General features: G+C 72.3%; 24 protein-coding genes. 12 read left to right on the top strand and 12 right to left on the bottom strand.

Going from position 1 to position 26,719, the window contains the following annotated elements:
- Window positions 1-86: 86 nt before the first annotated feature.
- Window positions 87-716 carry a PadR family transcriptional regulator gene (locus BKA00_RS35695; RefSeq protein WP_185032628.1) on the top strand — a complete coding sequence of 210 codons (630 nt, stop codon included), beginning with the start codon at window positions 87-89 and terminating at the stop codon, window positions 714-716.
- Window positions 716-2,329 (top strand): DHA2 family efflux MFS transporter permease subunit, encoded by a 1,614-nt coding sequence (locus BKA00_RS35690; RefSeq protein WP_185032626.1) that lies wholly within the window; start codon window positions 716-718, stop codon window positions 2,327-2,329. Before BKA00_RS35695 ends, BKA00_RS35690 begins: the two co-directional genes overlap by 1 nt.
- A gap of 97 nt (window positions 2,330-2,426) precedes the next feature.
- Here BKA00_RS35690 and BKA00_RS35685 read toward each other — a convergent pair whose 3' ends face one another.
- The 3 genes from BKA00_RS35685 to BKA00_RS35675 are packed head-to-tail and all read right to left on the bottom strand — an operon-like array spanning window position 2,427 to window position 5,446.
- Entirely contained in the window at window positions 2,427-2,990 is a 564-nt protein-coding gene (locus BKA00_RS35685; RefSeq protein ID WP_185032624.1) for a DUF6113 family protein, read from the bottom strand.
- A 23-nt stretch (window positions 2,991-3,013) separates the two neighbouring features.
- Complete coding sequence (gene mshB / locus BKA00_RS35680; RefSeq protein WP_185032622.1) at window positions 3,014-3,913, bottom strand: N-acetyl-1-D-myo-inositol-2-amino-2-deoxy-alpha-D-glucopyranoside deacetylase; 900 nt, start codon at window positions 3,911-3,913, stop codon at window positions 3,014-3,016.
- 15 nt (window positions 3,914-3,928) lie between these two features.
- Window positions 3,929-5,446: a serine/threonine-protein kinase gene (locus BKA00_RS35675; RefSeq protein WP_230299290.1), complete on the bottom strand. Its 1,518-nt coding sequence runs from the start codon at window positions 5,444-5,446 to the stop codon at window positions 3,929-3,931.
- A gap of 172 nt (window positions 5,447-5,618) precedes the next feature.
- On the opposite strand from BKA00_RS35675, the gene BKA00_RS35670 reads away from it, so the two are divergent.
- A complete protein-coding gene (locus tag BKA00_RS35670) occupies window positions 5,619-7,703 on the top strand; it encodes a S9 family peptidase (protein WP_185032620.1) in 2,085 nt (694 codons plus the stop codon).
- A 17-nt stretch (window positions 7,704-7,720) separates the two neighbouring features.
- Here the strand turns inward: BKA00_RS35670 and BKA00_RS35665 are convergent, their stop codons facing one another.
- Together BKA00_RS35665 and BKA00_RS35660 are read right to left on the bottom strand one after the other, a co-directional pair.
- On the bottom strand, window positions 7,721-9,445 hold the full coding sequence (locus BKA00_RS35665) for an ABC transporter ATP-binding protein (RefSeq protein WP_185032618.1): 1,725 nt from the start codon (window positions 9,443-9,445) through the stop codon (window positions 7,721-7,723).
- On the bottom strand, window positions 9,442-11,196 hold the full coding sequence (locus BKA00_RS35660) for an ABC transporter transmembrane domain-containing protein (protein WP_230299289.1): 1,755 nt from the start codon (window positions 11,194-11,196) through the stop codon (window positions 9,442-9,444). The genes BKA00_RS35665 and BKA00_RS35660 overlap by 4 nt, the downstream gene beginning before the upstream one ends.
- 304 nt (window positions 11,197-11,500) lie before the next feature.
- Here BKA00_RS35660 and BKA00_RS35655 point away from each other — a divergent pair, with 304 nt between their 5' ends.
- The 6 genes from BKA00_RS35655 (at window position 11,501) to BKA00_RS35630 (ending at window position 17,809) form a co-directional block, all read left to right on the top strand.
- A complete protein-coding gene (locus BKA00_RS35655; protein ID WP_230299288.1) occupies window positions 11,501-12,733 on the top strand; it encodes a PP2C family protein-serine/threonine phosphatase in 1,233 nt (410 codons plus the stop codon).
- Between the two features lie 201 nt (window positions 12,734-12,934).
- Window positions 12,935-13,624 (top strand): succinate dehydrogenase/fumarate reductase transmembrane subunit, encoded by a 690-nt coding sequence (locus tag BKA00_RS35650; protein ID WP_185032614.1) that lies wholly within the window; start codon window positions 12,935-12,937, stop codon window positions 13,622-13,624.
- Window positions 13,625-13,627: 3 nt separating this feature from the next.
- Window positions 13,628-15,580, top strand: coding sequence for a fumarate reductase/succinate dehydrogenase flavoprotein subunit (locus BKA00_RS35645; protein WP_185032612.1), 1,953 nt, complete (start codon window positions 13,628-13,630; stop codon window positions 15,578-15,580).
- A gap of 2 nt (window positions 15,581-15,582) precedes the next feature.
- Entirely contained in the window at window positions 15,583-16,335 is a 753-nt protein-coding gene (locus BKA00_RS35640) for a succinate dehydrogenase/fumarate reductase iron-sulfur subunit (RefSeq protein ID WP_185032610.1), read from the top strand.
- Window positions 16,336-16,420: 85 nt separating this feature from the next.
- Window positions 16,421-17,167, top strand: a complete 747-nt coding sequence (locus tag BKA00_RS35635; RefSeq protein ID WP_185032608.1) for an arginase family protein — start codon at window positions 16,421-16,423, stop codon at window positions 17,165-17,167.
- 54 nt (window positions 17,168-17,221) lie between these two features.
- Window positions 17,222-17,809: a hypothetical protein gene (locus BKA00_RS35630; protein ID WP_185035411.1), complete on the top strand. Its 588-nt coding sequence runs from the start codon at window positions 17,222-17,224 to the stop codon at window positions 17,807-17,809.
- 8 nt (window positions 17,810-17,817) lie between these two features.
- On the opposite strand, the gene BKA00_RS35625 is transcribed toward BKA00_RS35630, so the two are convergent.
- Window positions 17,818-18,252 carry an SgcJ/EcaC family oxidoreductase gene (locus BKA00_RS35625; protein ID WP_185032606.1) on the bottom strand — a complete coding sequence of 145 codons (435 nt, stop codon included), beginning with the start codon at window positions 18,250-18,252 and terminating at the stop codon, window positions 17,818-17,820.
- An 88-nt stretch (window positions 18,253-18,340) separates the two neighbouring features.
- Here BKA00_RS35625 and BKA00_RS35620 point away from each other — a divergent pair, with 88 nt between their 5' ends.
- Complete coding sequence (locus BKA00_RS35620) at window positions 18,341-18,781, top strand: MarR family winged helix-turn-helix transcriptional regulator (RefSeq protein ID WP_185032598.1); 441 nt, start codon at window positions 18,341-18,343, stop codon at window positions 18,779-18,781.
- Here BKA00_RS35620 and BKA00_RS35615 read toward each other — a convergent pair.
- The 6 genes from BKA00_RS35615 to BKA00_RS35590 all read right to left on the bottom strand — a co-directional run bounded on the left by BKA00_RS35615 (window position 18,778) and on the right by BKA00_RS35590 (window position 25,447).
- Window positions 18,778-19,779: a LysR family transcriptional regulator gene (locus tag BKA00_RS35615; RefSeq protein ID WP_185032596.1), complete on the bottom strand. Its 1,002-nt coding sequence runs from the start codon at window positions 19,777-19,779 to the stop codon at window positions 18,778-18,780. The genes BKA00_RS35620 and BKA00_RS35615 overlap by 4 nt on opposite strands.
- Window positions 19,780-19,857: 78 nt before the next feature.
- Complete coding sequence (locus BKA00_RS35610; RefSeq protein WP_185032594.1) at window positions 19,858-20,559, bottom strand: Crp/Fnr family transcriptional regulator; 702 nt, start codon at window positions 20,557-20,559, stop codon at window positions 19,858-19,860.
- A gap of 324 nt (window positions 20,560-20,883) precedes the next feature.
- Window positions 20,884-21,654 (bottom strand): succinate dehydrogenase/fumarate reductase iron-sulfur subunit, encoded by a 771-nt coding sequence (locus tag BKA00_RS35605; protein WP_185032591.1) that lies wholly within the window; start codon window positions 21,652-21,654, stop codon window positions 20,884-20,886.
- Entirely contained in the window at window positions 21,651-23,654 is a 2,004-nt protein-coding gene (locus BKA00_RS35600; protein WP_185032589.1) for a fumarate reductase/succinate dehydrogenase flavoprotein subunit, read from the bottom strand. The genes BKA00_RS35605 and BKA00_RS35600 overlap by 4 nt, the downstream gene beginning before the upstream one ends.
- A 12-nt stretch (window positions 23,655-23,666) precedes the next feature.
- The gene (locus tag BKA00_RS35595) at window positions 23,667-24,497 is read right to left on the bottom strand and encodes a hypothetical protein (RefSeq protein WP_185032587.1); all 831 of its coding nucleotides are present in this window, start codon (window positions 24,495-24,497) and stop codon (window positions 23,667-23,669) included.
- Between the two features lie 299 nt (window positions 24,498-24,796).
- Window positions 24,797-25,447: a helix-turn-helix domain-containing protein gene (locus BKA00_RS35590; protein WP_185032584.1), complete on the bottom strand. Its 651-nt coding sequence runs from the start codon at window positions 25,445-25,447 to the stop codon at window positions 24,797-24,799.
- Between the two features lie 130 nt (window positions 25,448-25,577).
- On the opposite strand from BKA00_RS35590, the gene BKA00_RS35585 reads away from it, so the two are divergent.
- Window positions 25,578-26,159: a hypothetical protein gene (locus BKA00_RS35585; RefSeq protein WP_185032582.1), complete on the top strand. Its 582-nt coding sequence runs from the start codon at window positions 25,578-25,580 to the stop codon at window positions 26,157-26,159.
- Window positions 26,156-26,719 carry an OmpA family protein gene (locus BKA00_RS35580; protein ID WP_185032580.1) on the top strand — a complete coding sequence of 188 codons (564 nt, stop codon included), beginning with the start codon at window positions 26,156-26,158 and terminating at the stop codon, window positions 26,717-26,719. Before BKA00_RS35585 ends, BKA00_RS35580 begins: the two co-directional genes overlap by 4 nt.

Here is a 26,719-nt window from a genome sequence, read left to right as displayed (position 1 = left end):
GCCCGTTTTCTCAAGAAGATGACGGGAGCGGTCTGAGTGGATTAGTCTACGTGGACTAATCGAGTTCGACCATAAGGGCCGCAGCCATGTCCAGACCCCTCACGCCGCTGGCGCTGACCGTGCTGCGCATGCTGTGCGACGGGCCCATGCACCCGTACGAGATGCAGCAGCGCATCCGCGACCACGCCTACGACCAGGCCGTCAAGATCACGCACGGGTCGCTCTACCACTCGGTGGAGCGGCTCGCCGAGGGCGGGCTGATCGAGCCGCTGGAGACCAGCCGGGAGGGCCGCCGGCCCGAACGCACCGTCTACGCGGTGACCAGCGCCGGGCGCGACGCGGCGCAGTTCCGGCTCGCCGAACTGCTCGTCCGCCCCGCGGAGGAGTTCCCGCTGTTCGGCACCGCGCTCGCGTTCATCAACCTCCTGCCGGAGGGCGAGGTCGCCCGGCTCCTGCGCAACCGGGGCATCGCCCTGGAGGCGGCGCTCGCGGCGCACCAGACCGCGCACGACTCGCTCCGCAAGCAGGGCATCGAACGCTACAAGCTGATCGACCAGGAATGGCTGATCGCGCGCGTGCGGTCCGAGCTGGACTACGTACGGGGGCTCGTCGCGGACCTGGAGTCCGGCCGGCTCACCTTCGACGACACCGAGCCGCGGGCGATCTGCCACCCGCGGCCCCGACCACGACGGACCGACGACGAGATGGGGGCCTGATGAAGAGATGGAGCGGCAATCCCTGGGCGATCCTGCTGACGCTCTCCCTCGGATTCTTCATGACGCTGCTCGACCTGACGATCGTGAACATCGCGATCCCGAGCATGATCGACAAGCTTGACGCCTCGCTGGACGAGGTGCTGTGGGTCGGCAACGCCTACATCCTGGTGCTCGCGGTGCTGCTCATCACCGCCGGCCGCCTCGGCGACCTGTGGGGCAAGAAGAACCTGTTCATCGCCGGTGTCGCGCTGTTCACGCTGTCCAGCCTGGCGTGCGGGATCTCCCAGGACCCGGCGCAGCTGATCGCGGCCCGCGCCGTGCAGGGGCTCGGCGCCGCGCTGCTGATGCCGCAGACCATGTCCATCATCATCAGCGTGTTCCCGCCGGAGCGGCGCGGCACCGCGCTCGGCGTCTGGGGCGCGGTGGCGGGCGTGTCCACCATCGCCGGGCCGACGGTCGGCGGGCTGCTGGTCACCAGCCTCGACTGGCGGTGGATCTTCTTCGTGAACCTGCCGATCGGCGTCCTCGTGCTGGCCATGGCCGTGCCGATCCTGCCCGGCCACACCCGCACCGTCCGGCACCGGTTCGACGTCGTGGGCGTGCTGCTGGCGTCCGCCGCCCTGTTCTGCCTCACGTTCGCGCTGACCGAGGGCCAGAAGTTCGAGTGGAACGAGGGCATCTGGGGCCTGATCGCCGCCGGGCTCGCGCTCTTCGCGATCTTCGTGCTCTACCAGCGTGGGCGCCAGGACCGCGAGCCGCTGGTGCCGTTCTCGCTGTTCAAGGACCGCAACTTCACGATCCTCAACCTCGTCGGCGCGGCCGTCTCGATCGGCATGATCGGCATGTTCCTGCCGATGACGATCTACCTGCAGTCGGTGCTCGGCTTCAGCGCCCTCAAGGCCGGCCTCGTCATGGCGCCGTCGTCGCTGGTGTCGATGTTCCTCGCCCCCGTCGCGGGCCGGATGTCGGACCGCATCGGCGGCAAGTTCATCCTGATGACCGGCCTCTCCCTCTACGCCGTCGGCATGGCGTGGCTCGTGGTCATCGCGGACGTCGGCACGGACTGGACCGCGTTCATCGCGCCGCTGGTGGTGTCCGGGCTCGGCATCGGCGGCGTGTTCGCGCCGATGGCGACCGAGGCGACCCGCAACGTTCCGCCGCACCTCGCGGGCGCCGCGTCCGGCGTCAACAACACCATCCGGCAGGTCGGCTCGGTGCTCGGCAGCGCGGCGGTCGGCGCCGTCCTGCAGAACCGGCTCGCGGTGTCGCTGCGGGACGAGGCGGCCACCCGGTCGGCGGCCCTGCCGCCCGACGTGCGCGGCGGCTTCGTGAAGGGGTTCGCGGACGCCGCCAAGGGCGGCCTGGAGGTCGGCGCCGGGCAGAGCGGGGCCCGGCAGCAGCTGCCGCCCGGCGTCTCGCCGACCGTCGCGCACCGCGTCCAGGAGGTGGCCGGGCAGGTGTTCTCCCACGGCTTCGTGCACGCGATGAAGCCGACGATGTGGCTGCCGGTCGGCGTGATCCTGGTCAGCGCCGCCGCGTGCCTCACCCTCAAGGGCCACAACGCGGGCACGCCCGTCACCACGGACGCCGAGCCCGCCACCGTGGTGAGCTGACGCGTGGTGAGCTGACGCGTGGTGAGCTGACGCGTGGTGAGCTGACGCGCGGTGAGCTGACGCGCGGTGAGCTGACGCGCGGTGAGCTGAGGCACCGCTATCCGCGGGAACGGCCCGCCTTGCCGAGCATCCATTCGCCCGGCGGGCGGGCCGGCGGAACGAGCATGATCCCGACCACGGCGGCGACCATGCCGCCGATGACGAACAGGTACCCGGGCAGCGTCGCCGCGACGACCAGGTCGCCCTCGGGGCGGCGCATCTGCAGGACGAACACCACGACGCCCCAGGCCAGCGCGGGGATGAACGCGCCGAGCCGGCCGCCCATCGCCCTTCCCGACGCCCACGCCATCACGAAGACCAGCGCGACCAGCACGAGCGCCACGAGCGGGACGGGGCCGACGGTCCAGTCCTGCGCGAAGGAGCCGACGACGCCGAACACGCCGCCGAGGACGGCGAGCGCGGCGTAGGCGGCGCCGGACACGAACGCGTCGCCGGGGCCCTCCCCGTCCGCCGGTTCCGCCGCGGACGCGCCGCCGCCCTCGCCGGCCGGGGCGGGGCCCGCGGCCCCGGCGTCGGCCTGGGCCTCGGCGTCCTGCGCGCCGGCGTCCGCCGGGAGGCCGTCCTTGGCGAGCCGCACCCGGGCCCGGTCGTCCTTGTCCACGGACGCCAGCGTACCGGGGCCCGTCAGTCCCCCGCGCTCGCCAGACCGGCGAACAGGTCCCGCTCGCGGCGGCCGGGCCCGACCGGGCCGAGCTCCCCCGCCTGGAGGATGAAGTACTCGGTGCCGAACGCCTGCTGCCCCAGGTTGTTCGACAGCGCGAAGAACGGCCCGACCTGCTCGGGCGCGACCGTGACCTGGGTGTGGTGGGCGCGCAGCGCGGCCAGCTTGGCGGGCAGGTGGGCGCGGGCGTCCACGACCGTGGTGACCTGCCCGTCCGGGACGCCGGAGCCGAGCTCCTCCAGCCCGGCGACGCGGGCGAACGGCAGCCGGGCCTCGCGCATCACCGCGATCGCGCGGGCGAGGACCGTGCGCGGGGCGGCGTAGGCGTAGACCTTGGCCGCGCGCCAGGGCTCGGCGCCGTCCTCGTAGGAGGGGTCGGCGGCCAGCTCGAACGCCCGCCACGTGACGCGGTGCGCCTGGATGTGGTCGGGGTGGCCGTAGTTGCCGCGCTCGTCATAGGTGACGATCACCTGGGGGCGGACCTCCCGGATGACGGCCACGAGGTCCCGCGCGGCGGTCGTGACGTCCGCCTGCCAGAAGCAGCGCGGGTCGTCGTTCGTGGGGGCGCCCATCATGCCGGAGTCGCGCCAGCGGCCGGGACCGCCGAGGAGGCGGTGGTCGCGGACGCCGAGCGCCTCGCAGGCCGCGGCGAGCTCGCCGATCCGGTACTCGCCGAGGGCGTCCTCCTTGTCGGAGGCCAGGTGGCGCAGATCCTCGGGGATGACCTCGCCCTCCTCGCCCAGCGTGCAGGTGACGAGGCAGACGTGGGCGCCCTCGGCGGCGTATTTGGCCATGCTGGCCCCGGTCCCGATGGACTCGTCGTCCGGATGGGCGTGGACGAACAGGATCCGCGGCTCCTTCATAGTCCACGAGCCTACTCAGGGCACGGCATCACGGCGATGACCGCCCTGCCCCGCGTATCCCGGAGGGCCCGCCGGGACCCGGTCAGCGGCCGCCGGTGCCGGTGCCGCCCGCGCCCGTTCCGGTGCCGCCGTCGCCGCCGTCACCGCCGCCGGTGCCGGGGCCTCCGGTGCCGCCCGTGCCGCCCCCGGGACTGGTGGGCGTGGTCGGCGGCGTCTCGGTGGTCGGCGCCTCGGTCGGGGGCTCGCTGGTCGGCGGCTCCCGCGTCGGCTCGGACGTCCGCGGCGGCGGCGTGTTCTGGCGCGTCCGGGTGCGGGTCGGCGTGGGCTCCTCCGGCTGGTCGGTCGTCGGCTCCTCCGAGACCGGCCCGGAGTCGGTGACCGTCGGGGTGGGCGGGGTCTCCTTGGAGTCGCTGCCGCTCCGGGCCGCCATGAACAGGCCCACGACCAGCACCAGCACGGCGATCGCGGCGATGGCACCGAAGATCGGCGCCTTGGACTTGCGCTCGGGCTCCCAGTCGTCGTACCGGGGGCGGCCGCCCCCGTCGGGGGCCCCGCGGGCGGGAGGGTCCCGGTGTAGTCGCGGGGCGCGACGGGGGCGGCGCCGCGGCCCGGGTGGGTGGCACCCGCCATCATCCCGGCGCCGGCGAGGCCGCCCGCGGCGAGCGTCGACCCCTCCGCCAGCATCGTGGTGGCCTGGGCGGGGTCGTCCATGCGGGTCTGCCCGGCGCCGCCGGGGCCGCTGCCGATCAGCGCCATCATGATCTGCTGCGCGGTCGGCCGCCGCTCCGGCTCCTTGACCAGGCAGGCCGCGATCAGCCGGTGCAGGTCGGCGGGCACGCCGTCCAGCGACGGCGGCTCGTGCATCACCCGGTTGATCACCGCGACGACGGTGTCGTCGCCGAACGGCGGGTGCCCCGTGGCGGCGAACACCATCGTGGTGGCCCAGGCCCACACGTCCACGGCCTCGGTGAGGGTGGCGCCCGCCACCTGCTCGGGGGCCATGTAGGACGGGGTGCCGATCGCCTTGGTCGCGTTGGTCTGCCCGGTGTCCAGGGCCCGCGCGATACCGAAGTCGATCACCCGGGGGCCGTCCGGCGCCATGATCACGTTGTGCGGCTTGAAGTCGCGGTGCACGATCCCGGCCTGGTGGATCGCGACGAGCGCGGTCGCGGTGCCGATGGCGAGCCGGTCCAGCGGCGCGCCGCTGATCGGGCCGGTCTCGGTGACCTGCTTGTACAGCGACGGCCCGGGCACGTACTCGCTGGCGATGTAGGGCTGGTCGCCCGCGACGTCGGCCTCCAGGACCTGCGCGGTGCAGAACCGCGCGACCTGCTTGGCCGCCTGCGCCTCCCGGACGAACCGGTTGCGCGCCATCGTGTCCCCGGCCAGGTCGGCGCGCAGGAGCTTGATCGCGGCACGGTTCCCTGAGGCGTCGACGCCGCCGTAGACGACGCCCTGGCCGCCCTCGCCGAGCCGATCGACGATCTCGTAGGAACCGAGCCGCCGGGGGTCTCCCGGCTGCAGCTCAGGCATTGACATACTCCTCAGCCCGCGACGACGAAAGTGCTTGGGGAAGCTTTGAGCTTACGCGAGCGCGGACACGGGCACGGGACATTCCCGTCCACCACGCGACGACCCGTGATCATAGAGGGCAGGAGGCCGCCGTGCGCCGCAGTTCCGGACCGTCCTGGCAGACTCGGCTGCCATGAGCATCAGCTATCCGCGGCAGAGCGCCCGCACGCGACGGTTCAGCCTCGGCGTCCCGCGCGCATTCCAGATCGCGCCGGACGGCTCGCGCGTCGCCTTCCTGCGCACCCGCGCGGGCGACGACCCCGTGACCTGCCTGTGGACGCTGGACACCGCCACCGGCGAGGAGGAGTGCGTCGCCGACCCGGCCGCGCTGGACGTCCCGGGCGAGGAGGCCCTGCCGGCCGAGGAGCGGGCCCGGCGCGAGCGGGCCCGCGAGCAGGCGGGCGGCATCGTCGGGTACGCGACCGACCGCGCCATGGGGCAGGCCGTCTTCACCCTGGGCGGGCGCCTGTACGCCGTCGACCTCGGCACCGCGCTCGTGCGGGAGCTGCCCGCGCGGCCGCCCGTCTTCGACCCGCGCCCCGACCCCGCGGGCCGCCGCGTCGCCTACGTGTCCGGCCGCACGCTGCGGGTCGTCGAGCTGGACGGCGCGGACGACCGCGCGCTGGTCGAGCCCGAGTCCGACCAGGTCTCCTACGGCCTCGCCGAGTTCGTCGCCGCGGAGGAGATGGGCCGGATGCGCGGCCATTGGTGGTCACCCGACGGCGGGACCCTGCTGGTCGCGCGGGTGGACGAGACGCCCGTGCAGCGCTGGCACATCGCCGACCCCGCCAACCCGGAGCGGCCGCCGTCCGAGATCGCCTACCCGGCGGCCGGCACGCCGAACGCCCTGGTGTCCCTGGTGCTGCTGAAGGTGGACGGCGGGCGCATCGCGGTGGACTGGGACCGCGGCATGTTCCCCTACCTCGTCACCGCCGTCTGGGACCGGCACGGCCTGCTGATCGTCGTGCAGCCCCGCGACCAGCGCTCCCAGCGGGTGCTGCGGGTCGATCCGACCAACGGCGAGACGGTGCTGCTGCACACCGAGCACGACCCGGTCTGGACCGAGGTCATCCCCGGCCTGCCCGTCCGCACGCACGGCGGCGACCTCGTCTGGGCCACCGAGGACTCCGCGACCGACACCCGCCGCCTCACGGTCGCGGACGAGCCCGTCACGCCCGGCGGCCTGCAGCTGCGCTCCGTGCTCGGCGTGGACGGCGAGTCGATCCTGTTCACCGCCTGGGAGGAGCCCACCGAGGTCCACCTCTACTCCTACGAGGGCGGCGAGGTCACCCGGCTCAGCGAGGGGCAGGGCGTCTTCGGCGGCACCCGGTCCGGGGGCGTCACCGTGGTCTCGGGCGCGCGGCTGGACCGCCTCGGCTCGCAGGCCGAGGTGCGGACGCCGACCGCGGTCCACCCCGTCGCCTCGTTCGCCGAGACCCCGGTGATCACGCCGCGGGTGGAGCTGCTGCGCTCCGGCGACCGCGAGCTGCGCACCGCGGTCGTGCTGCCCACCGGCTGGGAGCGCGGGCACGGCCGCCTGCCCGTCCTGATGGACCCCTACGGCGGGCCGCACGCGCAGCGCGTCCTCGCCGTCCAGCGCTCGTACTGCGAGGCGCAGTGGCTCGCCGACCAGGGCTTCGCCGTCGTGATCGCGGACGGGCGCGGAACGCCCGGACGCGGCCCCGCCTGGGAGCGCGCCGTGCGCGGCGACTTCGTCGGGCCCGTCCTGGACGACCAGATCAGCGCGCTGATCGAGGCGGCCCGCAAGCACCCCGCGGCCCTCGACCTCGACCGCGTCGGCATCCGCGGCTGGTCCTTCGGCGGCTGGCTGGCTGCGCTGGCCGTCATGCACCGCCCGGACGTCTTCCACGCGGGCGTCGCCGGCGCCCCGGTCACCGACTGGCGCCTGTACGACACCCACTACACCGAGCGGTACCTGGGCCACCCCGACGAGGAGCCGGAGAACTACAGCGACAACTCCCTCCTCGGCAGGGCGGCCGACCTGAAGCGGCCACTGATGATCATCCATGGCCTGGCGGACGACAACGTGGTGGCCGCCCACACCCTGCGCCTGTCGTCGGCCCTCCTGGCCGCCGGCCGCCCGCACACCGTCCTCCCCCTGTCGGGCGTCACCCACATGACCCCGCAGGAAGTGGTCGCCGAAAACCTCCTCCACATCCAGGTCCACTTCCTGAAAGAAGCGCTCACGAGCCAGTAGCCGCCGAAGTGGGCGGTTCAGCTCCTCCAGGAGCTCCAGAGGGCCGCGTAGGAGCCTTGGGCGGCCAAAAGTTCTTCGTGGGTGCCCAGTTCGGTGATGCGGCCGTCCTCCACCACGGCGACGCGGTCGGCGTCGTGGGCGGTGTGGAGGCGGTGGGCGATGGCGACGACGGTCCGGCCGTCCAGGACGGCGGCGAGCGAGCGTTCCAGACGGCGGGCCGCGCGCGGGTCGAGCAGGGACGTGGCCTCGTCCAGGACGAGCGTGTGCGGGTCGGCGAGGATGAGCCGGGCCAGGGCGAGCTGCTGGGCCTGGGCGGGCGACAGCGGCTCGCCGCCGGAGCCGACCACGGCGTCGAGGCCGGGGCCGTCCCAGTCGACGGCGGCCAGGACCCGGCGGATGTCGTCGTCGGAGGCGCCCTCGCGGGCCATCACGAGGTTCTCGCGGAGGGTGCCGCGGAACACGTGGTGCTCCTGGGTGACCAGCGCGACGTGGCCGCGCAGGTCGTCCAGGGGCAGCTCGACCAGGGGGACGCCGCCGCCCGCGCCCACGGTGACCGCGCCCGCGCGCGGGCCGTCGACGCCGGCGAGCAGGCGGCCGAGCGTCGACTTGCCCGCGCCGCTGGGCCCGACCATCGCCAGGCGCTCGCCCGGCCGCAGGTCGAGGTCGACGCCGTGCAGGACGTCGTGGCCTCGGCGGTAGGAGTAGTGGACGCCGCGCGCCGCGATCAGCTCGCCGGCGGGGCGGCCCCCGTTCGGCGCGCGGTCGGGCGGGACCTCGCCGACGCCGAGCAGCCGGGCCAGGGACGCGCCGCCGAGCTGGAGCTCGTCCAGCCACTGCATGAGCCTGTCGACCGGTTCGATGAGCTGCTGGGCGTACAGGGTCGCGGCGGTCACCTGCGCGAGCGTGGCCATGCCGTTGATGTAGAGCAGGCCGCCGACGAGCAGCGTCGACACCACGGGCAGGACGAAGCTCATCTCCATGACCGGGAACAGCACCGTGCGCAGCCGCAGCGTGTACCGCTCGATCTTGTAGGACGCCGCGATGTCGGCGTCGCCGCGCTCGTGCCGCCGCTCGGCGAGGCCGAGGGCCTCGACGGTCCGGGCGCCCTGGACGGTCTCGGTCAGCCCGTCGGCGATGCGCGCCCACGACGCGTTCTCGCGCAGGTAGCCGTCGTGGGCGCGGGGCAGGTACCAGCGCATCACCGCCACCAGCATCGGGACCGCGACCAGGGCGGGCAGCGCGACGAGCGGACCGTTGACCATCAGCGCGGCGACGGTGAACCCGCCCACGACGACGGCGACGAGGGTCTCCGGCATCGCGTACCGCACGGAGGTGCTCAGCGTGTCCACGTCGCGGGAGGCGCGGGTGACCAGGTCCCCGGTGCCCGCGCGCTCGACCGTCGACAGCGGCAGGGACATGACGCGGTCGACGAACTCCTCGCGGAGTTCGGCCAGCACCCGCTCGCCCAGCTTCGCCGACGCCAGGTAGGCGTACCGGATCAGCACGCCTTGGACGACCACGAACCCGGCGATGGCCAGGCCGGTGGTGTCGATGTCGGCGCGGCCGTCGCGGACGCCCTCCACCAGCGAGCCGAGCAGCCGCGGCGTGACGAGCCCGGTGACGGCCGCCAGCGCGTGCAGGGACAGCACCACGGCGAGGTCGCGCGGGTGCCGGAGGACGAGCCGCCGCGCATAGGCCCGCACCTGCGCGGGCGTCGCGACGGGCAGGATGCGGGCGCTCACGTTCCGGCCCTTTCCGTGGTCTCGCCCCTGGTGACGGTCGCCGCGTAGCGCGGCTCGGTGTCCAGCAGCTCCTGGTGTGTCCCCTCCGCGACGACCACGCCGTCGCGGATGAAGGCGACGTGGTCGGCGCGGTCCAGCATCAGCGGGCTCGTCGTGCACACCACGGTGGTACGGCCCGCGCGCGCTTCGCCGAGCCTGCCGGCGATGCGCGCCTCGGTGTGCGCGTCAACCGCGCTGGTCGGCTCCACGAGGACGAGGACGTCGGGATCGGCGGCGAGCGCCCTGGCCAGGCGGAGGCGCTGCTGCTGGCCGCCGGAGAACTCCCGCCCGGCCTCGGCCACGTGCGCGTCGAGCCCGGCCGAGTCGACGACGTCCTCGGCGCAGGCGGCGCGGACCGCCGCCCGGAGCGCGCCCTCGTCGGCGCCGGGCGCGAGGGACTCGGCCAGCGGGCCGGAGAACAGCCGGTCCTCGTTGACCGCGACCAGGATCCGCCTCCGGACGTCCGCGACCGCGCGCAGCGGGACGCCGCCGAAGTCGACCTCGCCGTCGGCGTACCGGCCGAGGCGGTCGGCGACGGCCTGCGCGTCGCGCGGGTCGGCCGCGGCGATCGCGGTGATCCGGGCCGGGCGCACGACCAGCCCCGAGGCGATGTCGACCAGCTCGGCGTCCGCCGCGGGGCGGGCCGTCCCGGTGCCGGGCAGCTCGGGGTCGAGCCGCAGCAGCGCGGTGACCCGGCCCGCCGCCACCAGCCCCTTGGTGATCTTGCCTGCGGCCTCGCCGAGGGTCTTCAGCGGGACGATCAGGAACACCGCGTACCCGTAGAACGCGACCAGCTCGCCGACGCCGATCTCCCCCCGCACGGCGAACCGGGCGCCCGCCCAGGTGACCAGCGCGATCAGCAGGCCGGGCAGCAGCACCTCGGCGCCGCTCATCCGCGTCTCGGCCCGCGCGACCGCCACGCCCGCCTCGCGCACCCGCTGGGACTCGGCGCGGTAGCGGCCGGAGAACAGCGGCTCGCCGCCGATGCCGCGCAGCACCCGCAGCCCCGCGACCAGGTCGGTGGCGTGCGTGGTCAGCTCGCCGACCAGCTCGCGGTGCGCCTGCTCCCGTTCGCGGTAGGGGCGCAGCAGCGGGGCGGCGGCCTCCATGATCAGGGGGACGCCGACCAGCACGATCAGGCCGAGCGGCGGCGACGTCGACAGCAGGATGCCGGCCACGACGACGATCGCGACCACGGCGCCCGACCCGCGCGCCACGATGTCGATGGTGTCGCCGATGTGCGACACGTCGGAGAGGCCGACGCTCACCACCTCGCCGGCGCTGAGCCGCTTCGGCAGGGTCGAGCCGAGGCGGGTGGCCTGCCGGGTGACGAGCTGGACGGTCCGGTACGCGGCGGAGAGCCAGTTGAACACGGCGAACCGGTGCCGGAGCACGCCCGTCACGGCCTGGGCCGCGCCGAGGCCGAGCAGGACGGCGGCCCACGTCACCAGGGCGCCCTCGTCCCGCGCCGCGACGCCGTCGCCGACGGCGCGGCCGAGCGCGGCGGGCATCAGGGCCTGGCTCAGCATCCAGGCCACGCCGAGGAGGGCGCCCCCGGTCACGCTGCGCCACTGGGCGCGCAGCAGCGAGAGCAGGTAGCGCGCGGATGATCCGCGGTCGGCGCGGGAGGCGCTCCAGGGATCGAGGGACGTCGTCCGTCCTCGCGCGACGTGGTCGGGGCCGCCAGGATCTTTCACCGGCAACGGCTTCACGCGACGAAGGTTATGCAGCGGAACCCTCGGCGCACGACTGGTTTTTCAGCAGCGGAAACGGGTTTCGGTCAGTCCGAAAGCACCGGCGAAGACGGGCTCAGGGGGTGCGCCACGGCGCGGGGACACGCTAAAGTCGTCACCGTACGGAGCGGCGCTTCCTCCGCTCCATGAGCCGGGACACTTGGCGGCTAGGCCCATGCCGCTGCCCCGGCGCGGCCCGTGTCCGCTCCCTGCGGCCGCAGGGACGAGCGGGACGACGAGGTCGTTGCCAGTGCCGTCGCCAGCCCGACATTCCGGAAGCCCTGTGAGCACCATCAGTCACCAGACGCATCCCCTCACGCCAGGTACCGAGGACAGGATCGAGCTGCTCCTCATCGACGACGACCCCACCGACGTGCTCATGGTGGAGAAGATGCTCGCCGACAGCGGACTGGACGCGGGGATCACCGTCGCCTGCGACCTGGACGCCGCGAGGCGCATGCTGACGCGGCGCACCCAGTGCATCATCGTCGACCTGTCCACGCCCGGCATCGACCGGCTGGAGGGGCTGCGGCAGGTGCTCGCGCTGTCCGGCCCGGCCGCCGTCGTCGTGCTGACCGGCCTGGACGACGGCCGCCTCGGCGTCCAGGCGGTCGCCGCGGGCGCCGAGGACTACCTGGTCAAGCAGGAGGTCGACGGGCCGCTGCTGGCCCGCGCGATCCGCTACGCCATCGAGCGCAAGCGCTCGGAGGAGACCGAGCGGCGGCTCGTGGAGGCCCGCATCCTCGGCCGCGAGAACGCCCGGCTGGAGCGCGGCCTGCTGCCGGTCCCGCTGATCGAGGACCCGACGCTGCGGCACCACACCCGCTACCGGCCCGGCCGGCGGCGCGCGCTGCTCGGCGGCGACTTCTACGACACCGTGCAGACCGAGGGCGGCGCCGTCCACATGATGATCGGGGACGTCTGCGGGCACGGCCCGGACGAGGCGGCCCTCGGCGTCCAGCTCCGCATGGCGTGGCGGACGCTCGTGCTCGCCGGGCACACCGGCGAGCAGCTGCTCGGCACCCTCGACACCGTCCTCGGCCACGAGCGGCGCAGCGAGGAGATCTTCACCACCCTCTGCATGGTCACGATCGCGCCGTCCCGGCGGACCGCGCGGATGCACCTCGCCGGCCACCCCGCCCCGCTGCTGTTCCGCGGGGCGCCGGGCGCGGGCGGCGAGGTCGCGGCGCTCCCCGACTACGCCCACGGCCCGGCGCTCGGCCTCGTGCCCGGCGCCGAGTGGCCGACCACCGAGATCGACCTCGGCGAGTCGTGGGGCCTGATGCTCTACACCGACGGCCTGATCGAGGGGCGGGTCGGCGAGGGCTCGGACCGGCTCGGCACCGAGGGCCTGGTCGGCCTGGCCCGCACCGCGCGCACCCGGGGCGCGGCCGGACGGTCGCTGATCGACGCGCTGGTGACCGAGGTGGAGCGCCTCAACGGCGACGCCCTGACCGACGACCTCGCCGTCCTGCTGCTGTCGCGGCAGGCCGAATCGGACCGGCCAGGACGCTGACCACAAGTCCCTGACCTCCGTCAATGTTCTCTGGATCACTCCCCGGCAGAGTTCCCGCACCCGCTGTGAAGTCCCTCACCCGCACGCGTGTCACGGAACGGACACAAGCCGCGTGCGGCGTGTGTTCATAGCCTGCGGCTATCGCCACCAGTGCGCTCATGACTTGGAAAGAATCACCGGGCCGGACATAACGTGCAGGTCGTGGCTATAGCGATACCTGCGATCTACCGATCGACCGTCGGCAAGAAGGCCGTCATGGCCGTCACCGGCGGCATCCTCGTGCTGTACCTGGTCGCGCACATGATCGGGAACCTGAAGATCTTCCTCGGCGCGGAGGATTTCAACCACTACGCGGAGTGGCTCCGCACGATGGGCGAGCCCGCGGTGCCGCGGCGGACGGTGCTGACGGTGATCGAGCTGGTGCTCGGCGTCTCGGTCGTGCTCCACATGTGGTCGGCGGTGTCGCTCGGCAAGCGCGCGGCGCACGCGCGGCCCGTGAAGTACCAGTCGAAGAAGAAGTCGCACGCGCAGGGCTACGCCGTCCGGACGATGCGGTACGGCGGCATCATCATCGCGGTCTACGTCGTCTGGCACCTGCTGGACCTCACGTTCTTCGCCCTGAACCCGAAGGGCGCCGACGCCACCCCCTACGAGCGGATGGTCGCCGACTTCGACCCCTCCCGCTGGTACATCACGGTCTGGTACGTGGTCGCGATCCTGCTCGTGGGCCTCCACCTCAACCACGGCATCTGGAGCGCCTTCCAGACGCTGGGGTTGCGCACCCCGCGCAGCCACAACGCCCTGCGGGGCCTCGCCGCGACCACCGCCGCGCTCGTCACGCTCGGCTTCGTCGCCGTCCCCGTCTCCATCACTTTCGGATGGGTGAGCTGATCCATGGCAGCTGACGACACGACCAACGGCTTCTACCGGACCGGCGAGCCGATCGCCGACGCCAAGGCCCCGGCCGGCGCCATCGAGGAGCGCTGGACGACCCGCAAGTTCGAGGCCAAGCAGGTCAACCCGGCCAACAAGCGCAAGAAGAAGATCATCATCATCGGCACGGGCCTGGCCGGCGGCTCGGCCGGCGCCACGCTCGGCGAGGCCGGCTACCACGTCCAGCAGTTCTGCTTCCAGGACTCGCCGCGCCGCGCCCACTCGATCGCCGCGCAGGGCGGCATCAACGCCGCCAAGAACTACCGCAACGACGGCGACAGCGTGTACCGGCTGTTCTACGAGACGGTCAAGGGCGGCGACTTCCGGTCCCGCGAGTCCAACGTCTACCGGCTCGCCGACATCTCGCGGCAGATCATCGACCAGTGCGTCGCGCAGGGCGTCCCGTTCGCCCGCGAGTACGGCGGGCTGCTCGACAACCGCTCCTTCGGCGGCACGCAGGTCTCCCGGACGTTCTACGCGCGCGGGCAGACGGGCCAGCAGCTGCTCCTCGGCGCCTACCAGGCGCTGATGCGGCAGGTGGACGCCGGGAACGTGGAGCTGTTCCCGCGGCACGAGATGCTCGACCTGATCATGGAGGACGGGCGGGCGCGCGGCGTCGTCGTCCGGAACCTGATCGACGGCGAGGTCAAGCACTACACGGCGGACGCGGTGGTGCTGGCGTCCGGCGGCTACGGCAACGTGTACTTCCTGTCCACGAACGCGATGGGCTCGAACGTCACCGCGTCCTGGCGCGCCCACCGGCACGGCGCCCTGTTCGCCAACCCCTGCTACACCCAGATCCACCCGACGTGCATCCCGGTCAGCGGCGACCACCAGTCGAAGCTGACGCTGATGTCGGAGTCGCTGCGCAACGACGGCCGCGTGTGGGTGCCGAAGAAGGCCGGCGACACCCGCAGGCCGTACGACATCCCCGAGGACGAGCGCGACTACTACCTGGAGCGCATCTACCCGTCCTTCGGCAACCTCGTCCCGCGCGACATCGCCTCCCGCGCGGCCAAGAACGTCTGCGACGAGGGCCGCGGCGTCGGCCCCGGCGGGCTCGGCGTCTACCTCGACTTCGCCGACGCGATCGCGCGCCTCGGCCGGGACAAGGTCGAGGCGAAGTACGGCAACCTCTTCGAGATGTACGAGCGCATCACCGGCGAGAACCCCTACGACACGCCGATGCGCATCTACCCGGCCGTCCACTACACGATGGGCGGCCTGTGGGTGGACTACGACCTGGAGTCCACGATCCCGGGCCTGTTCGTCATCGGCGAGGCGAACTTCTCCGACCACGGCGCGAACCGGCTGGGCGCCTCCGCGCTGATGCAGGGCCTCGCGGACGGCTACTTCGTCCTGCCGAACACCATCAACGACTACATCGCCCGCAACAGCCTCCCCCCGGTCGCCGAGACGGCGGTCAGCGAGGCGGAGGAGCGGGTGCGGACGAGGATCGAGCGGCTGCTGTCGATCGACGGCGACCGCTCCGTCGACTCCTTCCACCGCGAGCTCGGCCACATCATGTGGGAGTACTGCGGCATGGAGCGCACCGAGGAGGGGCTGCGCAAGGCGCTGGACCTCATCCCCGCGCTGCGCGAGGAGTTCTGGACGCGCGTCAAGGTCACCGGCAAGGGCGAGGAGCTGAACCAGCAGCTGGAGAAGGCGGGACGCGTCGCCGACTTCTTCGAGCTGGCCGAGCTGATGGTCATCGACGCGCTGCACCGCGCCGAGTCCTGCGGCGGCCACTTCCGGGCCGAGAGCCAGGACGAGGACGGCGAGGCCAAGCGCGACGACGACAACTTCGGCTACGTCGCCGCCTGGGAATGGGCCGGGGAGGGCGCGCAGCCCGTCCTCCACAAGGAGGCCCTCAACTTCGAGTACGTCAAGCCCACGCAGAGGTCGTACAAGTAATCATGAAGCTCACACTGCGCGTCTGGCGCCAGAGCGGCCCGCAGGACAAGGGCGGGATGGTCGAGTACAAGCTCGACGACGTCTCCCCCGACGCCTCGTTCCTGGAGATGCTGGACGTCCTCAACGAGAAGCTCATCGCCTCCGGCGAGGAGCCGGTCGCGTTCGACCACGACTGCCGCGAGGGCATCTGCGGCATGTGCTCGCTGGTCATCAACGGCACCCCGCACGGCCCGGAGCGCGCCACCACCACGTGCCAGCTCCACATGCGCAAGTTCAAGGACGGCGAGGTCATCGACGTCGAGCCGTGGCGGGCCAAGGCGTTCCCGGTGGTCAAGGACCTGGTCGTCGACCGGTCGGCGTTCGACCGGATGATCCAGGCCGGCGGCTACATCACCGCGCCGACCGGCACCGCCCCCGAGGCGCACTCGACGCCCGTCCCGAAGCCCGACGCCGACCGCGCGTTCGAGGCCGCCGAGTGCATCGGCTGCGGGGCCTGCGTCGCGGCCTGCCCGAACGGCTCGGCCGCCCTGTTCCTCGGCGCCAAGGTCACCCACCTCGGCCTGATGCCGCAGGGCCAGCCCGAGCGCTGGGACCGCGTCGTGTCCATGCTGGACACCCACGACGAGGAGGGCTTCGGCGGCTGCACCAACACCGGCGAGTGCACCGTCGCCTGCCCGAAGGGCATCCCGCTGGACGTCATCGGCCGGCTGAACCACGACTACCTGAAGGCGACCGCCGGAGGGAAGAAGCGGTAGCGGACGCGGCGGGGGCGGCGGCCCCCGCCGCCCTTGTTCTCGGTCCCGCCCGGAGTACCGGGCGGGACCGTTCTAATGTGTCCTCATGACTGTCACCCTCCTGCCCTATCACCAGGACGAACGGCTCCCCGACGCGTCCTTCCCCCTTTCCGGTCTCGACGTCGTCGCCGTGACGCCGGACCTGCCCGACGGCGACGTGTGGCAGCGCGTCGCGGCGCTGTTCGAGCCGGTCGTCGCCGAGGTCGCCGGCCAGATCGACGGCGGTTCGATGCCGCGCGTGGTGTCGGGCGACTGCCTGACCGCCGAGGCCGTCCTCGCGGGCGTCCAGAAGGCGGGGGTGGACGCCTCCGTCGTCTGGTTCGACGCGCACGGCGACGTCCACACGGTGGACAGCTCGACGTCCGGCTACATCGGCGGGATGCCGCTCCGGCAGATCCTCGGCGCCGACACCGCGCTCCTCCCCGACCGGCTGGGGCTGCGCACGCTGCCGGAGGACCGCGCCGTCCTGGTGGACGCCCGCGACCTCGACCCGGCCGAGGCGGAGTTCCTCGCGTCCTCGCGGGTGCGGCGCTGCGCGGTCGACGACGTCGACCTGCCCCCCGGCCCGCTGCTGCTGCACATCGACGTGGACGTCGTCGACGCCGCCGAGCTCCCCGGGCTGAAGTTCCCGGTCGCCGGCGGGCCCTCCCGCGAGGCGGTCGTCGCGTCCGTCCGGCGGATCATGGCCACCGGCCGCGTGGCCGCCCTGGACATCGCCTGCCCCTGGCATCCGCCGGAGGACGGCGACGACGACGTCCGCGCCCGGCTGCTGAAGGATCTGCTGACCGCGTGATCCGGCCCCTGGTCTCGCCGCCCGGCTCCGCCCTCGATCCGCGATCATGAGGGGATGACCCTCCAACAGCACATGCGCCGGGCCGCCGAGGACTCCCTGCGCTCGTTCCCCGAGGCCCTCCGCCCCGAGATCTACGTGATCTCGCTGCGGATCTCGCACGGCGAGTTCTCGACGGTCCACGAACTCTGGGACTACCCCTACGACCCGTACATGGCGATCGGCTACAACACCGAGGGCAACGTCCGGCGGAACCTCGAAGGCTCTTCCGCCGATCCGCTGGAGGTGCGCTGGAGCTACGCCTACATGCTGCTGGAGGAAGCCGGGTCGGCGGGCCACCATCCCGACGACCCCGAGGGCACCTCCCTCTACCTGGAGGAGGTGAAGCGCCTCGGCCTCTGGTACGAGCCCGGCGACGACGACGCGGAAGAGGAGCAGGACGAGAAACTCTGCGCCCACTTCGACGACCTCTGCGTCGACGCCGCGCGGCACCTGCACTCCTCGGGGCTCGTCAAGGAGGTGCTGGGCCGCGAGGTGCCGATCGTCCTCTTCGACATGTTCCGCATCATCGAACCCGGCGCCACCCAGGCGGCCAACCCGCCCCACCTCGTCCCGCCCGGGTACCTGGCCCTCCAGCAGGGCTGACGGCGAGGTCAGGCCGCGGCGGGTCTGGTGGCGGGCTGGAACTTGAAGGAAACGGCCTCCATGAGGCTCTTGTGGAGGGTGTTCTGGAACGCGGCCAGGCGCCATACGCCGTCGGCTCCCCGGACGACGGTGTTGGTCTGGAGCTTCTTGAGCTTGCCGGGAGCCTTCTTGTAGGTGTCGCCGCGGGTGATGACGACGGCGGTGCCGGGGCCCGTGAGGCGGACGTCGATGATCTCGCAGGCCAGCCTGGTGCCCTTGAGGAAGCCGTCGAAGAGAGCCTGGTGCGCGGCGCCGATCTCCTCGGCGCCCCGGTAGAGGGTGCCGACATAGGTGATGTAGGTCGCGTCTGCGGTGAAGCACGCGCCGTAGGCGGCGCCGTCACCGGCGTCCCAGGCGGCCGTGAGGCGGTCGAAGAGCGCGTGGACGGCGGCGGTGTCGGTCATGGCTGCCCTCTCTGGTAACTTCATGTAAGAAGTTTCTTCATTGAAGATTTCTCTTCGTTGAGGAAGAGATTAGGAGGCGGGGGGCGGGATGTCAACATCCGAAGACGCGTCCGGGACCTACCGGCGCTATCTCAGCGCCGTCATGCTCCACGGCCACGCCGGCGCACGGGCCTGCGACCTGGGCGGCACCGACCTGTACGCGCTGAACATCCTCGATCTGGCGGGCGCGATGACCCCCGGCGAGCTGTCCGCGCGGACGGGCCTGACGACGGGGCCGACCACCCGGCTGATCGACCGGCTGGAGCAGGGCGGCTACGTGCGGCGCGTCCCGTCCCCGGAGGACCGGCGCAAGGTCATCGTCGAACCGGTCGGAGCGCCGGCCGACCTGGACCGCGTCCTGGCGCCCGCGCGCAGGCGGATCGGCGAGATCCTCGGCGGGTACACCGACGAGCAGCGCGAGGTGCTGTACGACTACTTCACGCGGGCGGCGACGGCGTTCCGCGAAGCCGCGGAGGAACTGCGCGGCTAGGCGTCGACCAGGGTCTCCACGCCGGCCGGGAGACTGCCGGCCAGGGCGGCCTCCACGAGGAACGTCTGGAGGGTCTCCTGGAAGGCCCGGGCCGCGTGGGTGAGCTCGACGTCCTTGCGGTGGGCGAGCGCGATGGTGCGAAGCAGGCCGGGGCCTTGGCGGCCTCGGCGCGCCTCGTCGTCGGCCAGGACGAGCGGGGTTCCGCGCAGGCCGGGGCGTCCGGCCAGCACCATGCTGGGGACGACCGCGATACCGAGGCCGACCTCCACGAACCGCAGGACGGCGTCCATCTCGCCGCCCTCGACCGCGAACCTCGGCTCGAACCCGGCCGCCCTGCACGCGCTGATGGTCGCCTCGCGCAGGTCGTAGCCGGGACGGAACATCACCAGCGGGCGGTTCTGCAGGTCCTCGATGCGCAGGTACGAGCGGCGCGGGAGCTGGGGGGTCCTCGGCGAGCGCTCCGGGGCGCCCGCCCCGGGTCCCGCCGGGGAGGCCACCACCAGGTACTCGCGCAGGATCGGCGTGGTGTCCAGGGGCGGGTCGCCGTGCAGGGGAAGGATCACCAGGGCCATGTCCAGCGAGCCGCGCGTCAGCTCCCGGACGAGGTCGCGCGAGCCGCCCTCCTCCACGATGAGCTGGATCCCCGGATACGCGTCGTGGAAGCGGCGCAGGACGTCCGCCAGCAGGCCCGCGCACAGGGACGGCGTCGCGCCGAGCCGCACCCGCCCGCGTTTCAGGCCGACGAGCTCCTGTACCTCCAGGCGAGCCGTGTCGACATCGGCCAGGATGCGCTTCGCCAGGGGAAGCAGTGCCTCACCCGCGGGAGTCAGGGTGATGTTGCCCCGCGCGCGGCTGAACAGCGACACGTTCAGCTCGTTCTCCAGCGCGCGGATCTGCTTGGACAGCGAAGGCTGCGCGACGCGCAGCAGCTCGGCGGCCTGCGTGAAGTGGCGTACCTCGGCGACCGCGACGAAGTAGGCGAGCTGCTGCAGCTGCATCCTGCACAGCGTACGGGGCGCGGCGGCGCCCGCCCCGCACCGGGTCAGTGCCCCTCTGGGATCCCGGGCGAGAGCCCGCTAGCGCGCATGGCGGCGTAAGGCCTGGAGGTCGTGGACGATGAGGCGGCGCCGGCCCGTCTCGATCCAGCCGTGCCGGCGCAGCGTGCGCAGCGCCTTGCTGACCGCCTCGCGGGACGCGCCCACCCAGCCCGCCAGCTCCTCCTGCGAGAGGTTCAGCGTGATCTGGACGCTGTCGCCGCCCCCCGCGCCCGCCCCGCCCGTCCGGCGGTCGTAGGGCACGCCGAACCGCTCCGCCAGCTCGACGAGGCGCTGCGCGACCCGGCCCGTCGCGTCGAACGTGCCGAACTCGACGCGCTTGCGGTCGGCGTCGCGCCAGCGCTGGCACAGCATCCGCATGATGAGGACGGAGACGCGGCCGTGCACCTGTAAGAACCCCATGAACTCGTCGGCGGTCACCGCGAGCGCCCGGACCGGTTCGAGCGCCGTGACCGTCGCCGAGCGGGGCAGCCCGTCGATCGCGGCGACCTCGCCGAGCAGCGCCCCCGGGCCGCGCACGGCGAGAAGCGTCTCGCCGCCGAACTCGCGGTAGGAGCACGCCTTGGCCCGGCCCCGCAGCAGGACCGCCACCCAGTCGGGATCCTCGCCCTCCAGGAAGAGGGTCTCTCCCCGGTCGAATTCGCGGACGCGGCCGCGGGCCGCCAGCTCCTCGCGTTCCTCCGGGGTGAGATCGCCGAGGAAAGAACCTTCGGGGGCGCTCATGCACACAACGCTAAAGGGCCCGAAGCGTTCCCGCCTCCAGGGAAAGAATCACGGTTCAATCACGCGTTGTGTGCACTTATCCCTACTCGAACATTCGAGGGTGCGCCAGTGTGTTGGACGCGGCGTGCACGGCCGGAGGCCGCCCGGCGTCCACGGCGTTCACGGGGAACGGCGGAACGGCGGGCGGCGGGCCGGGGGCACGCCGCCCGCCGGGCCACGGAGCGCCGCACGCCAGAACGGCGTCCCGTGACGGGATCGGCGGAAACGCGAACGTCCCCCGTCGCGCGGGGCGGCGGGGGACGTTCGCGAGAGGCCGTGCGGGGGTCAGGCGGACGGGGTGTCCTCGCCCTTGCGCACGATTCCGAGCTTGCTGCCGAGCCACACCAGCGGGTCGTACTTGCGGCCGACGACCCGCTCCTTCATCGGGATCAGCGCATTGTCCGTGATCTTGATGTGCTCCGGGCAGACCTCGGTGCAGCACTTGGTGATGTTGCAGAAGCCGAGACCGTGGTCGTCCTGCGCGATGTTGCGCCGGTCGGCCTGGTCGGCCGGGTGCATCTCCAGTTCCGCGATCCGCATGAGGAATCGCGGGCCCGCGAACTCGGGCTTGTTCTCCTCATGGTCGCGGATGACGTGGCAGACGTTCTGGCACAGGAAGCACTCGATGCACTTGCGGAACTCCTGCGAGCGCTCGACGTCCACCTGCTGCATGCGCAGCTCGCCCGGCTTGGCGTCGCCCGGGTCGAACGAGGGGACCTCCCGGGCCTTCTGGTAGTTGAACGACACGTCCGTGACCAGGTCGCGGATCACCGGGAAGGTGCGCACCGGGGTGACGGTGATCGTCTCCTCCGGGTCGAAGGTCGACATCCGGGTCATGCACAGCAGCCGCGGCATGCCGTTGATCTCCGCGGAGCACGACCCGCACTTGCCGGCCTTGCAGTTCCACCGAACGGCGAGGTCGGGCGCCTGCGTGGCCTGCAGCCGGTGGATGATGTCGAGGACGACCTCGCCCTCGTTCACCTCGACGGTGTAGTCGGTGAGCTCGCCCGCGCCGTCGTCGCCGCGCCAGACCTTGAACTTCGCCTCGTAGCTCATCGGCCCTCCTCCTCGTTCTCCGCGGCGTCGGCGGCGCCGGCGTCCGGCTCCGGCGCGTCCTGCGCGCCGCCGGCCGGGGCCTGCCCGGCGAGGGGCGTCGGCAGCTCCTCGACGGTCAGGTACTTCTTCAGCTCGTCGTTGTCGAACAGTTCGAGCAGGTCCGGCCGCATCGGCGTCAGCGGCTGGCGCCTCAGCTCGACGTGCGGCGAGGACGGTTCGCCGGCCAGCGAGCAGACGAGGTTGACCTTCCGCCACTCCGGCGACATCGCCGGGTAGTCGTCGCGGGTGTGGCCGCCGCGGCTCTCCTGGCGCTCCAGCGCCGCCTTCGCGACCGCCTCGGACACCAGCAGCATGTTGCGCAGGTCCAGCGCGAGGTGCCAGCCCGGGTGGTAGCCGCGCCCGTCGCCGACCGCGACGGGGTCGACGCCGACGTTCGCGACCCGCTCGCGGAGCTTGCCGAGCGACTCGATCGCCTGCTTCAGCTCCTCTTCCTTGCGGATGATGCCGACCAGCTCGTTCATCGTCTGCTGAAGCTCGGCGTGGACGGCGTAGGGGTTCTCGCCGCCCTCCCGCTCGAACGGGGCCATCGCCTCGGCCGTCGCCGCCTCGATCTCGGCGTCGGGGACGGCGGGACGCGCGGGAAGGGCGTCCACGTACTCCGACGCTCCGAGGCCCGCGCGGCGGCCGAACACCAGGAGGTCCGACAGCGAGTTGCCGCCGAGCCGGTTCGAGCCGTGCATGCCGCCGGAGACCTCGCCCGCCGCGAACAGGCCCGGCACCTTGGCCGCACCGGTGTCGGGGTCGACCTCCACCCCGCCCATCACGTAGTGGCAGGTCGGGCCGACCTCCATCGGCTCCTTGGTGATGTCGACGTCCGCCAGCTCCTTGAACTGGTGGTACATCGAGGGCAGCCGCCTGACGATCTCAGCGGCGCCGCCCGGCATCCGGTCGACGACGGTGAGGAACACCCCGCCGTGCGGCGATCCCCGTCCCGCCTTGACCTCCGAGTTGATCGCGCGCGCCACCTCGTCGCGCGGCAGCAGCTCGGGCGGCCGCTTGTTGTTGTCGGGGTCGTCGTACCAGCGGTCGCCCTCCTCCTCGGTGGTGGCGTACTGGTTCTTGAAGACCTCGGGGATGTAGTCGAACATGAACCGCTTGCCCTCGGAGTTGCGCAGGACGCCGCGGTCGCCGCGCACCGACTCCGTCACGAGGATGCCCTTGACGGACGGCGGCCAGACCATCCCCGTGGGGTGGAACTGGACGAACTCCATGTTCAGCAGCGATCCGCCCGCGAGCAGGGCCAGCGCGTGCCCGTCCCCGGTGTACTCCCAGGAGTTGGACGTGACCTTGAACGCCTTGCCGATGCCGCCGGTCGCCAGCACCACCGCGGGCGCCTCGAACACGACGAACTTGCCCGTCTCCCGGACGTAGCCGAACGCGCCGCTGATCCTGCCGTCGGCGTCCTTCAGCAGCCGCGTGACCGTCGTCTCGGACCAGACCTTCAACCTGGCCTCGTAGTCGCCGTGCTCGGCGTGGTCCTCCTGCTGGAGGGCGACGATCTTCTGCTGGGCGGTGCGGATCAGCTCCAGGCCCGTCCGGTCGCCGACGTGCGCCAGCCGCGGGTACTCGTGCCCGCCGAAGTTGCGCTGGCTGATCTTGCCGTCCTTGGTGCGGTCGAACAGCGCGCCCCACAGCTCCAGCTCCCAGATGCGCTCCGGGGCCTCCTTGGCGTGCAGCTCCGCCATCCGCCAGCTGTTCATGAACTTGCCGCCGCGCATGGTGTCGCGGAAGTGGACCATCCAGTTGTCGTTGGCGTTGACGTTGCCCATCGCCGCGGCGGCCCCGCCCTCGGCCATCACCGTGTGGGCCTTGCCGAACAGCGACTTGGAGATGATCGCGGTCTTCTTGCCCTGGAGGCGCGCCTCGATCGCCGCGCGCAGCCCGGCGCCGCCGGCGCCGATCACCACGACGTCGTAGAGGTGCCTCTCGATCTCAGTCATGATTCCTTGGCCTCAGTTGAAGATGCGCAGGTCGGAGATGGTGTTGCTGGCGACCAGCGCGACGTACAGGTCGGCCACCACCAGCGAGCCCAGGGTGATCAGGGCGTACATCCCGTGGCGCTGGTTGATCTTGGACACCCAGCCCCACATCCGGTAGCGGAAGGGGTGCTTGGAGAAGTTCTTCAGCCGGCCGCCCACGACGTGCCGGCACGAGTGGCACGACAGCGTGTACAGCCAGAGCAGGACCACGTTCGCGACCAGGATCACCGTGCCGAGCCCGATGCCGAACCCGCCGTCCTTGCCGTGGAAGGCGCGGACCGCGTCCCAGGTGTTGATCAACGAGATCGCGAAGGCGGCGAGCCAGAAGTACCGGTGCAGGTTCTGGCCGATCAGGGGGAAGCGGCGCTCACCGGTGTACTTGCCGTGCGGCTCGCGGACGGCGCACGCGGACGGCGCCGCCCAGAACGAGCGGTAGTAGGCCTTGCGGTAGTAGTAGCACGTCAGCCGGAACAGCAGCAGGAACGGCAGCGAGATCGCCGCGAAGGGGATCCAGCCGCGGGTGGCCGCCGGCAGGAAGGTGCCGAACTCCGCCGCGTCGCCCGTGTGGCCGTCCACCGTGACGTTGTTGCAGATCTCGTTCAGGCACGGGGAGTAGAACGGCGTCAGGTAGTGGTACTGCGGCACGTAGAAGGCCGAGCCCCAGAAGGCCCGGACGGTCGCGTACACCACCCATGCCGTGAAGATCACGAAGGTCGTGACCGGATACAGGCGCCAGTTGTCCTTGCGGAGGGTGCGTTCCTTGATCTGGGCGCGCGACTTGGCCGGCGCCTCCACAGTGGTCATCGATCGCTCTCCTGAGCTCGGGTCGTCGTGTCCCCGTACCACGGTCCGCGCGCACCATGCGGCCGTTCGCGCCTCGGCCGGCGGCGGGGCGCCCCCGGCCGGGCCGCGCGCGGCGGCCGAAGACCGTGCCGCATGCGGGCCGTGACGCCTCGTGTGCGCTTCCAGCGAAGCGACCCTACGCCACCCGCCAGGAGCTGTGACATACATAACAGCCTCGGCCGCATGTGACCCTGACCACAGACTTTAGCCCGTTCAGAACGCTTTCGCGGCCCCCCGGGACCCATAACCAGTCGTTATGATCAAAACGAATCGAGACGAGACCGCACCGGCATGGCCGCGCGGTCGTCCGGTGTCTGCTTCAGCACCGTCCGGGCGAAGTGCGCCTCGGCTTCGCTCGTCCGGCCCGCGCCGTACACCCGCAGCACCTCCGCGAGGTCGGGGAAGCGGCCGGCGATGAGCCCGGCGGCCGCCTCGATCTCGGCGGCGGACGCCACCTCGCGCAGCAGGGCCTGGACGAGCCGCGCCGGCTCGGCCGCCCCGCGTCCGGCCGCTCGATCCTCCGCGCCCTCGGCGCTCCCCGGCGCGGGCCCCGCGGGGACGCGCCCGGGGGGCGCGACGCGCATCCCCGAGGTCGTGGCCGCCTGCTCGGCCTTGATCTCCTCCAGGCGCGCCTGGACTTCGGCGGCGGTCAGCGCGTCGAAGCCGGGGGCCGCGACGAGGTCCTCGACCGCCATCAGGCGGTGCAGGACGGCCGGGTTGCTGATCTTGGCGCGCTGGCCCGACATGAGCTGGGAGAGCATCGGCGCCGACAGCCCGAGCACGCCGGCGAGCCCCGACTGCGACATCCCGAGGCGGCCGAGCAGCGGCCGGACGCGGTCGCCGAGCGGCTCTCCGTACCACTCGGTCTGCAGCGCGCGGTTCCGGGCGATCGTGTCCTCGGCGACGCTCACCTCACCGACCCCCTTGACGATTCGCAGATGCAAACGCTAGATTCGCGACCGCACATGGCTCTGCGGTACCGGGGCCATGGTGCCACGGAAGAAAAGCATTTGCATATGTGACAGATCGGAAGGATCGACGATGGGTCTGGCACATCGCCTGGGCGCCGCGACCGCGACGGCCCTGCTCCTCACCGGCGGCCTGGCCGGCTGCTCCCTGCCGGGGACGGGCGGGCCCTCGGCCTCGTCCTCGTCCTCCTCCCCGTCCGGCGGCGGGAAGGCCGAGGGCTCCCTGGGCAAGGCGGGCTTCGACAACGACGCCAAGCCGGTGGTGAAGGGCACCTTCGACAGCCCGATCGCCCAGGGCGCCAAGATCGACATCGCCGTCATGGGCCTCAAGACGAAGGGCAGGCTGGCCACCCTCAACGTGCAGATCACCCCGCACGTGCCCCTGGGCGGGCCGACCCGCATCAACGCGTACCGCCTCAACGGCGAGCACGGCCTCGGCACCGCCCTGATCGACCCGGTCAACCTCAAGCGGTACGTCGTGGTGAAGGACTCCGGCGGCAATGAGCTCCAGACCCACGAGATCTTCACGAACCTGACCAACGAGCAGGCCACCCCGTTCAACTTCACCTTCGCCGCCCCGCCCGAGAACGTGAAGTCCATCGACCTGCAGATCGGCACCTGGCCCACCTTCCGCGACGTCCCGGTCGAGCGGTGAGCCGCCTGCGCCGTCCGGCCGTCCTCGCGGGCGCCCTGGCCCTCGTGCTCGCCGCCCCGGCCGCCGCCGGGGCCGACCCCGGAGTCCCGGACCAGAACCTGGCCCAGAGCGTCCATTCGATCGACGCCGACGCCTCCGTGCACGGCATCGACCTCCAGCAGGCGGTCGTCTCCCTGGAGGAGGAAGAGACCGGCGGAAGGCAGGTCACCGTCCGCATCTCGGCGGACGTCCTGTTCGACTTCGGCAAGGCGACGCTCACCGGCACCGCCCGCCGCCGCATAGCCGAGCTGGCGCCCCGCCTCCGCGGCGCCCGGGGGGCCGTCGAGGTGTCGGGGCATTCCGACTCCATCGGCGACCCCGCCTACAACATGACGCTGTCCGAGCAGCGCGCCGAAGCGGTCAAGGCCGAACTGGCGGGCGCTCTGCAGGGGAGCCCGCGGATCGAGGCCAAGGGCTACGGCGAGACCAAGCCCGTCGTCCCCAACGAGCAGGGCGGCAAGGACGACCCCGCGGGCCGCGCCAAGAACCGCCGCGTCGAGATCGTCTACGAGAAGGGCTGA

The organism is Actinomadura coerulea (assembly GCF_014208105.1).
GTDB lineage: Bacteria > Actinomycetota > Actinomycetes > Streptosporangiales > Streptosporangiaceae > Spirillospora > Spirillospora coerulea.
Note: the sequence above shows the minus strand (reverse complement) of the source record. Positions and strands in the feature narration are given on the sequence as shown.